Here is an 11,748-nt window from a genome sequence, read left to right on the forward strand (position 1 = left end):
ATAAGTCCGAATGCTCCATTTTCATTATGATCAATAATCAATACCACTGATCGTGAAAAAATATCACCAGAAATATCAGGTGTGGAAATTAATATTTTACCTTTGTAAGAAGAATTCATATTCAAATATAAAAAATTATATGGAAAACCTTCATGATAAAAGGAAAGTTTATGAGAAATCTCAGCTTTTGGAAAGCGAGATTAGAGGAAATCCAATGGAGCAGTTTCGGAATTGGTTTTTAGAAGCCTCAGAAAATCAAGACATCTATGAAGCTAATGCAATGGCTCTGTCTACAGTAGAAAATGATGGTTGTCCCAGAACAAGGATGGTTTTGTTGAAGGCTTATACATGGGAAGGTTTCATATTTTATACTAACTATAATAGTAAAAAGGGTAGATCTATTGAAAGTAATAAAAAAGCGTGTTTGCATTTTTTTTGGCCAAATATGGAACGGCAGATTACAATTAAAGCAGAACTGGAAAAAGTACCGGAAAATCTTAGCGATGGATATTTTCACTCCCGACCAAAGGGAAGTCAGCTTGGTGCTGTAGTTTCTCCTCAAAGCGAAACAATTCCTAATAGAGAGTTTTTAGAAGAAAAATTAAAAAATTTAGAAAAAGAATTTGAAGGTAAAGAAGTTCCAAGACCGGAATATTGGGGAGGATATATTGCAAAGCCTTATGAAATAGAATTTTGGCAGGGAAGACCCAATCGTTTGCATGATAGGATTTTGTATGAACTTCAGGAAGATTTTAGTTGGAAAATTTCGCGTTTAGCGCCATAAAAAAAGCCTCATCCGAAAATGAGGCTTTAATTTTTAATGTGTTTTGATTATTTTTTCTTAGCACCAGAAACTGCAGTAGCTAAATCAGCACCAGCTTTGAATTTAGCAACTTTTTTAGCAGCAATTTTGATTGGTTTTTTAGTAGCAGGGTTGATTCCTTGTCTAGCAGCTCTTTCAGCTACTGAAAAAGTACCGAAACCTACTAAAGATACTTTACCGTCTTTTTTCTTTAATGTAGAAGTTACGTTCGAAACGAACGATTCCAATGCAGCTTTAGCAGCAACTTTAGTGATTCCTGCATCTTTTGCAATTGCGTCGATTAATTCAGACTTGTTCATAATTGTAATTATTTTAAAAAAGTTAGTTACGTAATTATAGCAAATATAAAACAAATTTAATATTGTGCAAATTTTTTTTAAATAAATCATCAAAGTTTCATCAATTACTGTTAAATTACAGAAATATGATAATTTGATTTTTTTGATTTAATACGGATTTTTCGTTACTAAAATTATGCCAATTCCCCATTAATAAAAGTTTTCAAACAATTGTTTGATTTTTTTATTTAAATTGTGAAATTGTGAATTCTAATGAAAAAAATGATTTATTGAATTTATTTTTATTGATTTGTTATATTTTTGCCTGATTTTCTGATATATAAGTAATTTTGTTGATTGGCTTAATTTTATTATTTGCTGAATTATCATTTACTTTTTTATAAATTTGCGACATGCTTATAGAAGTTTTTAAATCCAAGATACATAGAGTTCGTGTCACCGAGTCAGATCTTAATTATATAGGTAGTATTACGGTAGATGAAGATTTGATAGATGCGGCTGGTCTTATTGTAGGAGAGAGAGTATATATTGTAAACGTAAATAATGGTGAACGTTTTGATACTTACGTTATTAAAGGAAAAAGAAAATCTGGTGAGATATGTCTGAATGGTCCTGCCGCCAGAAAAGTACAAAAAGGCGATATTATTATCATTATTTCATACGCACAGATGACTCCGGAAGAAGCTAAAAATTTCCAGCCAAAAATTATTTTCCCTGACGAAAAAACGAACTTGCTTACCTAAATTCCACTTTCTTCTAAAGCTTTATGCAAGAAAAAAAAACAAATTTCGCAAAAACATTTCTTACAATTTTCATTTCTATAGCATTTGCTGTATTGTTTATGTGGTTGGCTTTGAAGGGTTTGGATTTTGAAAAAATAAAACAATCTTTAGTAAAAGCTGATTATTGGTGGATTTTTGCAGCAATGGTTTTTGGACTTTTAGCGTACTGGTTTCGTGCTATTCGGTGGAATATTTTGCTGGAACCATTAGGTTATAAAATTTCAAATTCCAATTCTTTGTGGACAATTTCCTTCGGTTATTTAATGAATCTTACCATTCCCAGAAGTGGAGAAGTGGCTCGTTCCACGGCTCTTTACGGAGTAGAAAATGTTCCGGTAGATAAATCTTTCGGAACGATTATTTTGGAAAGAATAGTGGATTTGGTTTGTATGCTGCTTTTTTTAGGACTTACGTTTGCATTTAAGTACAATGCAATCGCAAATTTTTATAAAAAATCAAATATTAATTTCAATCCATTTCTATTGGGAATTATCTTTCTGGTAGGAATTGTTTCTTTAATACTCTTTTTTACATTCAAAAAACGATTTGAAAGATTCTCATTCCTTTCAAAAATTATTAATTTTATTGATGGAATTTTCTCCGGCCTTACTTCCATTTTTAAAATGAAGCAAAATGGAAAATTCATTCTTTATAGTTTGTTGATCTGGGTTTGTTATTATTTTGCAGCATATTTGGTTTGCTTTGCACTTCCGGAAACTTCAGACTTTACATTTGCAGATGGATTTTTCATTATCGTTGTAGGAACTTTGGGAATGATGGTTCCTGCTTCAGGTGGAATCGGAGCATTTCATTTTGCACTGAAATTGGGAATTTCGGCGTTATTTCTTTCAATGGGGAAAAATGCCGAAGAAGGAGCTGAAGTAGGTTTAAGCTATGCCTTTCTTTCTCATACCATGCAAATTGTAATTATGCTTGTAATGGGACTGATTTCTATTCCGATGCTTGCAAAAGCCAGAAATGCAAAAAAACAAAATGTGTAAATGATGAAAAAAGCAAAAGGCAAAAAAGCTGAAATGCGAAAAAACAAAAAGGAAGAAAAACACAGAAATACTAAAAACCTAAAATTGTCTGGTATCAGTTTTTCCTTTAACTTTGCACAAACCTAATCTAATGAGTAAAAAGAATACTAAATACATCTTTGTAACCGGGGGTGTAACATCGTCTTTAGGAAAAGGAATTGTTTCTGCTTCTTTAGGACTTCTTCTAAAATCCAGAGGTTTCAATGTTACTATACAGAAATTGGATCCTTATATTAATATTGATCCGGGAACTTTGAATCCTTATGAGCATGGAGAATGCTACGTTACGGAAGATGGTGCGGAAACTGACCTTGATTTGGGACATTATGAAAGATTTTTGGATTCCCCAACTTCACAAAACAATAATGTTACCACCGGAAAAATCTACCAAACAGTAATCGAAAAAGAAAGAAAAGGAGATTTTCTTGGGAAAACAGTTCAGGTAATTCCACATATTACTAATGAAATTAAAAGAAGAATTAAAATTCTTGCCAAACAAAATTACGATATTATTATTACGGAAATTGGTGGAACAGTGGGAGATATAGAATCGCTTCCTTATATAGAATCGGTTCGCCAACTGAAATGGGAATTGGGAGAAAAAAATTCGATGGTCATTCATTTGACACTGCTTCCTTATTTAGCATCAAGTGGAGAATTGAAAACAAAACCTTCTCAGCACTCTGTTCGTTCTTTGATGGAAAGCGGAATTATGGCTGATGTTTTGGTTTGCAGAACAGAACATAAAATTCCAAAAGACCTTCGTGCAAAACTTGCCCAATTTTGTAATGTGAATCTCGAAAATGTAATTGAATGTAAAGATTTGGATACCATTTATGAAGTTCCGCTTTATCTTCAGAAGCAGGATTTTGATGAGGTGGTTTTGAAAGAGTTGGGTTTAAAATCCGATAAACAAGCCGATCTTAAAGAATGGAAAAACTTCCTTAAACGATATAAAAATCCAAAAAAATCGGTAGAAATTGCGTTAGTAGGTAAATATGTTTCTCTTCAGGATTCTTATAAATCTATTGCCGAATCTTTTATCCATGCCGGTGCAGAATTGGAAACGGAAGTGAAAATTCGTTGGATTTACAGTGGAGATATTGAAGAGGGAAATACAAAAGAAGTTTTCAAAGGAATCGATGGAATGTTGATTGCCCCAGGTTTTGGAGATAGAGGAATAGAAGGTAAAATTCTTGCTGCAAAATATGCAAGGGAAAATAAAATTCCACTTTTGGGAATTTGCCTCGGAATGCAGATTATGACGATAGAATTTGCAAGAAATGTTCTTAATCTTTCAAAAGCCAATTCTATGGAATTTGATACATCTACACCTGATCCTGTAATTTCATTGATGGCTGATCAAAAAAATGTTGTAGATAAAGGCGGAACCATGAGATTAGGAGCATGGAAATGTTCATTAAAGCAAAATTCAAAACTTGCAGATATTTACGGAACAAAAAATATTTCCGAAAGACACCGTCATCGTTATGAATTCAATTCTGAGTATCAAAATGAATTTGAAAAAAATGGTTTAATTCCGACTGGCTTCAATCCTGATACAAATCTTGTAGAAACGATTGAACTGAAAGACCATCCATTTTATATCGGTGTACAATATCATCCTGAATACAAAAGTACAGTAGAAACTCCACATCCTTTGTTTGTTGCTTTTGTAAAAAACTGTTCAAAGAAATAAATTGATGTAATAAATAGTAAACTTTGTCAAAGATTTAGAACTTTGACAAAGTTTAAATTTCCTGTACAGACAAAATGTTAGGCTTTGTAAAAAAATCTGTATTTTTGTCACCTCAAAATTTTAAGAATTGGTAAGGAACAAATTTTGAGAATTTTGAACTTCATTTAAATCATTCCAAATGCAACAGAATAACGGTTTAGACAAAAACCAATTGATCAGTTTTTTTGTATTTTCATTAATTCTTGTCGGTTTTATGTTCTACTTTCAGAACAAACAACAAAAAGAAGAAGCAGAAAAATTAGCCAAAAATCCTAAAAAAGAACAGGTAGTTCAACAAACAAAGCCAACAAACGCTGTAAATCTTAATAATCAGCTAACTTCAGGATCTATTTCTACAGTAAATGTAAAGAATGAAGATCTGAATCTTGAATTTTCCAGTTTGGGAGGGCAGATTTCAAAAGTAGAAATTTTGAAATATAAAGCATACGATCAGAAGACGGATGTTGCAGACTTACCACTTTATTTGATCAATAAAAATAATTCAACATACGGATTTCAGTTCAGGGATAAAACCGGAAAGCTAATTAATACAAAAGATTTGGTTTTTACGCCTACAGTAAATGGTAATACTGTTACCATGACCAATAATCTGAATGGAGCAGTTATCCAATTTGTGTATACGCTTCTTCCAAAATATGCTGTAGATTTTAAAGTTAAAACTCAGGGACTTTCTCAAGTTACTTCTGATGCTAAAGCAAATTTCATTTGGGATTATAACGTTAGAAATCTTGAAAAAGGAAGATCTCAGGAACAGACACATTCGGAGTTCAGTTATGCTTTTGATAATTATTCTTCTTATGATTATGATGCAAGAACGGAATTGGATGAAAGCAAGGAAACACTAAACTGGATTGGAGTAAAGCAACAATTTTTTTCATCAGTAATTGAAGCTAAAACCGGATTTTCACAATCCAAAGGAAATCAGGAAAATATAGATGAAGGAGAATATCTGAAAAAATTCAATTATGATGGTCAGGTTCAGATGTCCGGAAATGAAATTAATCAGGATTTCACTTGGTATTTTATGCCATTGGATTTACCTCTTTTAAAATCGTATGATAAAAATTTTGATGAGATTCTACCTTTCGGATGGTCATTTATTGGAGCTATGAACCGCTGGTTTTTTATTCCGATGTATAATTTGATTTCTTCTTGGGGAATAGCAGCAGGTTGGGTTATTTTCTTAATGACCATTATCGTGAAACTTATCCTTTCGCCAATTATGTACAAACAACATAAGCTGAGTGCAATGATGAAGGTAATTCGTCCGGAAATAGACGAAGTAAACGAAAAATATAAAAATGCCGATGCTATGAAAAAGCAACAGGCTACAATGGAAATCTACAGAAAGGCAGGAGTAAATCAAATGGCGGGCTGTTTACCGGCTTTGGTACAAATTCCGATTTTTTATGCATTATTCCGATTCTTTCCAAACATGATTGATCTTCGTGGAAAAAGTTTCTGGTTTGCAAAAGATTTAACAGCTTATGATGATTTGATTAAAATTCCATTCAAAATTCCGTTTTTCGGATGGGATCACATCAGTATTTTTGCTTTGGCTTGTACTGCTGTTATCTTAATCTATACAATAATGACTTCCGGGAATATTCAGCAACCTCAACAAGAGGGAATGCCAAATATGAAAGTAATGATGTATATTTTCCCGATTACTTTCTTTTTCTTCCTTAATACTTCTGCTTCCGGACTTTCATGGTATTATTTTGTATCGAACGCCATTAATATTCTTATAATTTTAGTAATCAAATATTGGATTTTGGATGAAAATAAAATTCATGCTCAGATTCAGGCGAATAAAGCGCAGCCTAAAAAAGAAGGAAAATTCCAAAAAAGAATGCGTGAAATGATGGAAAAAGCTCAGGAACAACAAAAAATGGCTGAACAACAGAGAAATAAGAAAAAGTAAAATTTGAATAATATTAAAAGCGGGAATTTTTTCTCGCTTTTATTTTTTTTAGTCATACTCTAATCTAAAAGACTTTCTGTGATGGATAGTAGGCCCGAACTTAATTAAAGCTTCACGATGTTCTTTAGTAGCATATCCCATATTTTTATTCCATCCATAATGAGGAAACTCTTCATGAAGTTGTATCATTATACGATCTCTATAATTTTTCGCTAATATGGAAGCTGCAGCAATGCTCAATATTTTTTGATCTCCTTGGATGATGCATTGATGAGGAATAAAATTGTATGGATGAAATCTATTGCCATCCACAAGAATAAGCTCGGGACGGATTTTTAATTGATCCAATGCCAAATGCATGGCATGAATGCTTGCATTGAGAATATTATGTGTATCAATAAAAGAAGGAGGTAATTCGGCGATGCTAAAGTCAATTACATGATCTTTTATATAAGAATCGAGATCAAGTCTTGTCTTGAAATTTAATTTTTTAGAATCATTAACTAAATTTTGATCAAAATTTTCATCTAAAATAACTGATGCTGCCACAACTGGACCACATAAGCAACCTCTTCCTACTTCATCGCAGCCGGCTTCTATATAATGTTTTGACCATTTTTTTAATAATCCCATAATATTTAACTTAAATACGCGTTTGAATTTATAAGATATTCAAAATTAAAAATATTTTAAGAATTTTTAACAAAAAGTTTGGCTAATTTAATAAACTTTTGCAATTTTGTAGTAATGAAAAATTTAATTTGATATGAAGAAATTAACAACAAGCGTGTTAGCTGTTGTAATTACCTCGTCATTTTCTTTAGTAAATGCACAGGTGGATACAACTAAAACACAGGATATTGAAGGTGTTGTGGTAACAGCACTAGGTATCAAGAGAGAGAAAAAAGCTTTGGGATATGCAACTTCTCAAGTAGGTGGCGGAGATTTACAAAAATCTGGTGAATCAAATGTAATACAAGGATTAGCAGGAAAGGTTGCTGGTGTTCAAGTAACAGGCACAGCAGGAACACCTGGAGCATCAAGTAGAATTATTATTAGAGGGCAAAAGTCAATAGAACTTACCAGCCAGCCTCTAATTGTATTGGATGGACAGATTATAGATAACTCATACAATAATAATGCAGGATCAGGAACTAATATTGGAGGTGTAGACGACTCCAATAGAGCAGTAGATATTAATCCGGACGATATTGAAAGTGTAAATGTATTAAAAGGAGGAGCAGCAGCAGCACTATATGGTGAGGGTGCAAGAAACGGGGTGATTATTTACGTTTCCAAAAAGGGAAAGAAAAGAAAAGGCATAGGTATAGATTTTTCTACTTCTATAGGTTTTGATATGTTAGGAAACATGATAGACTTACAAGATAAATATGCAGCAGGTACTAACGGAGTTACATATATAGCTCCAGCTCAATATGGGAGTGATGGTTTTGCTTTAACTAATGGTACTAATCAAAGTTGGGGGCCATTAATTTCTAATGTGCCAGGATTAAAAGCTTACGATAATGTTAAAAATTTCTATCAAACTGGGGTTACTAATAACTATAATTTAGCCTTATCAGGTGGTGGAGAAAATGGCAATTTTAGGGCATCCTTTGGTCATTTGGATCAAACAGGTATTGTTCCTAATACAAGTCTTAAAAAGACTTCTTTCAATGTTAATAGTGAATATAATCTTACAGAAAAATTGAAAGTTGGTGCAGATTTATTATATAGCAATACGACAGGTGTTAGAGCTCAAAAAGGAAGTAATCTGTCAGGTATAATGCTTTCGCTATTACGTATGCCTGTTACTTATGATGTGAGAGATTATCAAACACCACAAGGTTATAATAAGAATTATTTTGCTCCTTATGATAATCCATTTTATACAGTTTATAATAACCCATATACAGATGAAACTAATCGTGTGATTTTTAATGGACATATTAATTATAATTATAGTAAATGGCTGAATGCAATTGTGAGAGCAGGTGTAGATACTTTTACTACTCATGCACAGCAAAACTATTCATTTTCCAGTAATGGTAATACAACAGGAGACGGAACAGGACAGGTTATCCTAGATACATTTACTAAAAGTTTATATAATTTTGATTTGATTTTCAATGGAATGGTTGATATTACAGATCATATCAATCTGAATTATAATATTGGAGGTCAGATTAATTCTACTTTTTTTAATGATCAGTATAGTATAGGATCAACAATGTTGGAAATTAATCAGTATAATCTAAGCAATTTTTCTACGTTTACGGCTCAAAACGCTGACTATAAGCAAATTAGAAGAGGTGTTTTTGGGTCTTTAGAATTTGGTTTTTATGATCAACTTTACCTGACTGCAACAGCAAGAAACGATTGGAATTCAGCTTTGCCAGAACAAAATAATTCCTATTTTTATCCATCTTTATCAGCTTCTTGGTTATTTAATAAAACATTAGGACTGCCAGATTGGGTAAATTTGGGTAAAGTTAGAGGTTCATATGCAAGCACCTATGCTGCTCCAGACTCTTATAACATTCTTACACCATATATAACTCCTCTTTTTACTGACTCATTTGGTCCGCAACTGACCTCTCCATACAATAGCGTAGGAGCCTATGGTTTCTCTACAATATTAAGAAATTCTAATTTAAAACCTGAACATAATAAGGAATTTGAAATTGGTTTGGAGTTAGAAATGTTTAAAAGACTTCATTTTAATGCTAGTGCTTATAAATCTACTAATTATGATTTGTTGATAAGCCTTCCTATTGCACCTTCTTCCGGGTATTCAAGCTATTACACGAACGGGCCTACAGTAGAAAATAGAGGTCTAGAAGTGAGTCTTGGTTATGATATTCTAAAAAATGAAAATTTTGGTTGGGATTTTACACTAAACTGGGCACTTAATAGAAATAAAGTAACGGATTTAAACGGTGTTCCAGATAATTCCGCTATGGGTACAGATTTCTTTAGCGGTAATCTTACCCCAACCATATCTTTAGGTCAACCTTTGGGAGTTTTTTATGGTTCTGCATACCAGAAAGATAGTGCAGGTAATTTAATTATTGGTTCAGACGGTCTTCCAATTTTAAATCCTGAATCTCAATTAATTGGAGATCCTAACCCTGATTGGACAGGAGGTTTTAGAAACAATTTTAGATATAAGAATGTGTCTTTCAGTTTCTTGTTAGATTTCAGAAAAGGAGGTGACATTTGGAATGGTACTTTAGCAAGACTAAATAGATTGGGAATGACACAGGCTTCTGCAGATAATAGAACTGGAACCTACATAATTCCTGGTGTATTAGAAGACGGTACACCTAACAATATAGCAATTTCCAATAAAACATATTATGTAAGTTATTTAGGAGATGGTTCGGGAAGTGCTAATGAAACTGCTGTAGAAAAAGATATTAATTGGCTAAGGTTAAGGGATGTCAGCATAAACTACAATTTCAGTAAACTACTCTCCCAATCGATGGGGTTATCATTTGTGAAAAATGCTGAGCTAAGCCTGAGTGCAAGAAATCTATTCCTTATAACTAATTATAAAGGAATTGATCCTGAGAATTCATTTGCAGGATCTGCTTCCAATACCCAAGGTTTTGATTATTTTAATAACCCAAATACCAGAAGCTATTATTTAACATTTAAATTTGGTTTTTAATTATGAAAAGATATATATATATAACAAGTACAATAGCGATTACTCTACTAAGTTTAAATTCCTGTCAGCATGAGTTGGATACATTTAATGATAATCCCAATAGTCCTACAGAGTTATCAACACCCACTACTTTATTAACAGGAGGAGAAATTGGAACAATTATCAATTCGACAGGTAACCTTCCTAGGACTTTAAGTTTGTTTACTCAGCATACCAACGGAAATCAGTTTCAATCATTAGATTATACTAATTATTTTTTAACAGAAACAGATGTTGAAACTGACTGGGCTAACATCTATCAAGCAGGAGTAAACTTGAATCAAATTATAACACAATTTGGCGCTCAAAATCCATACTATGATGGTATTGCAAGAGTATTATTGGCTATGAATATGGGGTATGCTACTGATGTTTGGGGAGATGTTCCATTCTCTCAAGCATTTCAAGGGGTAAATAATCTAAATCCTAAATATGATACCCAACAACAGGTTATTTCTCAAATTCAATCTTATTTAGATACGGCAATTACAAATTTTGCTAAACCAGAAAGTGCTAATAAATATTTGCCTTCTTCTAATGATATTTTTTATGGAGGCGATATAGAAAAATGGAACAAACTCGCCTATGCATTAAAAGCGAGATATGCATTGAGACTAACACAAAGAGATGGGAGTACAGTAGCTGCTCAAAAAGCACTAGATTATCTTCAAAACTCTTTTACTTCTAATAGTGATAACTTAGTTGCAACTTTTGATGGAGGTAACAACCAAAATCTTTGGTTTGGATTCAATAATCAAAGATCAGGTTATATGTCTATGGGTAAATATTTCATAGATATTCTTAAGAATAATAATGATCCAAGGCTTACATATTTTGCCGGTTTAGACAGCCATAATCCTTCAGGTTACTCAGGTTCTGCTCCAGAAGATGCTGATACAGATGCTTCTCCTTTTGGAGATTATTTTGCTGGGTCATCATCAACATCTAATGTAATATTTAGTTATAGTGAAATAAAATTCATAGAGGCTGAAGCTCAATTTAGGTTAGGAAATACTTCCGCTGCACAAGCAGCACTTAAGGATGCTGTAAGTGCTTCTTTGGTTGATGTTACTGGAGCGGATAATCCAGCATTTGCTAATACAGCATCATCTACAGTTACGTTGCAAAATATTATTACACAGAAGTATATTGCATTGTTTACTACTATTGAACCTTATAATGATTGGAGAAGAACAGGTTTTCCAACTTTGACACCTAATCAAAACAGTCAATCAAAGAAAATTCCTCTTAGATTAATTACTCCAAAATCAGAGCGTACTTTAAATGCAAATGCAACGGTTGTAGGAGATTTCTATGCTCCTGTATGGTGGGATAATTAAATAAAATTTTTTAAATACAAACCGCTCATCCGAGCGGTTTTTTAATTTCCTATATTTGCAATACTAAAT

General features: G+C 32.7%; 10 protein-coding genes and 1 pseudogene. 8 read left to right on the top strand and 3 right to left on the bottom strand.

The window, feature by feature from the left end; genetic code table 11:
- Positions 1 to 119, bottom strand: a pseudogene (locus tag AC2A1C_RS05675) (YqgE/AlgH family protein); the annotation flags it as partial.
- A 20-nt stretch (positions 120 to 139) separates the two neighbouring features.
- On the opposite strand from AC2A1C_RS05675, the gene pdxH reads away from it, so the two are divergent.
- On the top strand, positions 140 to 784 hold the full coding sequence (pdxH, locus tag AC2A1C_RS05680; RefSeq protein WP_484024226.1) for a pyridoxamine 5'-phosphate oxidase: 645 nt from the start codon (positions 140 to 142) through the stop codon (positions 782 to 784).
- A gap of 47 nt (positions 785 to 831) precedes the next feature.
- On the opposite strand, the gene AC2A1C_RS05685 is transcribed toward pdxH, so the two are convergent.
- Positions 832 to 1,122, bottom strand: a complete 291-nt coding sequence (locus AC2A1C_RS05685; RefSeq protein WP_484024228.1) for an HU family DNA-binding protein — start codon at positions 1,120 to 1,122, stop codon at positions 832 to 834.
- Positions 1,123 to 1,514: 392 nt separating this feature from the next.
- On the opposite strand from AC2A1C_RS05685, the gene panD reads away from it, so the two are divergent.
- The 5 genes from panD (at position 1,515) to yidC (ending at position 6,627) form a co-directional block, all read left to right on the top strand.
- A complete protein-coding gene (gene panD, locus AC2A1C_RS05690; RefSeq protein ID WP_484024230.1) occupies positions 1,515 to 1,865 on the top strand; it encodes an aspartate 1-decarboxylase in 351 nt (116 codons plus the stop codon).
- Positions 1,866 to 1,888: 23 nt separating this feature from the next.
- Positions 1,889 to 2,905: a lysylphosphatidylglycerol synthase transmembrane domain-containing protein gene (locus AC2A1C_RS05695; RefSeq protein WP_484024232.1), complete on the top strand. Its 1,017-nt coding sequence runs from the start codon at positions 1,889 to 1,891 to the stop codon at positions 2,903 to 2,905.
- A 3-nt stretch (positions 2,906 to 2,908) separates the two neighbouring features.
- Complete coding sequence (locus tag AC2A1C_RS05700) at positions 2,909 to 3,031, top strand: hypothetical protein (RefSeq protein WP_484024234.1); 123 nt, start codon at positions 2,909 to 2,911, stop codon at positions 3,029 to 3,031.
- 4 nt (positions 3,032 to 3,035) lie between these two features.
- On the top strand, positions 3,036 to 4,643 hold the full coding sequence (locus tag AC2A1C_RS05705; RefSeq protein WP_484024236.1) for a CTP synthase: 1,608 nt from the start codon (positions 3,036 to 3,038) through the stop codon (positions 4,641 to 4,643).
- A gap of 178 nt (positions 4,644 to 4,821) precedes the next feature.
- Entirely contained in the window at positions 4,822 to 6,627 is a 1,806-nt protein-coding gene (yidC, locus tag AC2A1C_RS05710; protein ID WP_484024238.1) for a membrane protein insertase YidC, read from the top strand.
- 48 nt (positions 6,628 to 6,675) lie between these two features.
- On the opposite strand, the gene AC2A1C_RS05715 is transcribed toward yidC, so the two are convergent.
- Entirely contained in the window at positions 6,676 to 7,260 is a 585-nt protein-coding gene (locus AC2A1C_RS05715; protein WP_484024240.1) for a ribonuclease HII, read from the bottom strand.
- A gap of 133 nt (positions 7,261 to 7,393) precedes the next feature.
- Between AC2A1C_RS05715 and AC2A1C_RS05720 the strand changes: the two genes are divergently transcribed.
- Both AC2A1C_RS05720 and AC2A1C_RS05725 read left to right on the top strand, forming a co-directional pair.
- The gene (locus AC2A1C_RS05720) at positions 7,394 to 10,300 is read left to right on the top strand and encodes a SusC/RagA family TonB-linked outer membrane protein (protein WP_484024241.1); all 2,907 of its coding nucleotides are present in this window, start codon (positions 7,394 to 7,396) and stop codon (positions 10,298 to 10,300) included.
- 2 nt (positions 10,301 to 10,302) lie between these two features.
- Positions 10,303 to 11,679 (top strand): SusD/RagB family nutrient-binding outer membrane lipoprotein, encoded by a 1,377-nt coding sequence (locus AC2A1C_RS05725; protein ID WP_484024243.1) that lies wholly within the window; start codon positions 10,303 to 10,305, stop codon positions 11,677 to 11,679.
- Positions 11,680 to 11,748: the final 69 nt, after the last annotated feature.

The sequence above is a fragment of the Chryseobacterium sp. HNCC26DJ241 genome (assembly GCF_057180505.1).

Bases quoted from the DNA above. Each gene is read 5' to 3' on its own strand.
- yidC (WP_484024238.1), top strand. From the start codon at position 4,822: ATGCAACAGAATAACGGTTTAGACAAAAACCAATTGATCAGTTTTTTT.
- AC2A1C_RS05715 (WP_484024240.1), bottom strand. From the start codon at position 7,260: ATGGGATTATTAAAAAAATGGTCAAAACATTATATAGAAGCCGGCTGC.
- AC2A1C_RS05695 (WP_484024232.1), top strand. From the start codon at position 1,889: ATGCAAGAAAAAAAAACAAATTTCGCAAAAACATTTCTTACAATTTTC.
- pdxH (WP_484024226.1), top strand. From the start codon at position 140: ATGGAAAACCTTCATGATAAAAGGAAAGTTTATGAGAAATCTCAGCTT.
- AC2A1C_RS05725 (WP_484024243.1), top strand. From the start codon at position 10,303: ATGAAAAGATATATATATATAACAAGTACAATAGCGATTACTCTACTA.
- AC2A1C_RS05720 (WP_484024241.1), top strand. From the start codon at position 7,394: ATGAAGAAATTAACAACAAGCGTGTTAGCTGTTGTAATTACCTCGTCA.
- panD (WP_484024230.1), top strand. From the start codon at position 1,515: ATGCTTATAGAAGTTTTTAAATCCAAGATACATAGAGTTCGTGTCACC.
- AC2A1C_RS05700 (WP_484024234.1), top strand. From the start codon at position 2,909: ATGAAAAAAGCAAAAGGCAAAAAAGCTGAAATGCGAAAAAACAAAAAG.
- AC2A1C_RS05705 (WP_484024236.1), top strand. From the start codon at position 3,036: ATGAGTAAAAAGAATACTAAATACATCTTTGTAACCGGGGGTGTAACA.
- AC2A1C_RS05685 (WP_484024228.1), bottom strand. From the start codon at position 1,122: ATGAACAAGTCTGAATTAATCGACGCAATTGCAAAAGATGCAGGAATC.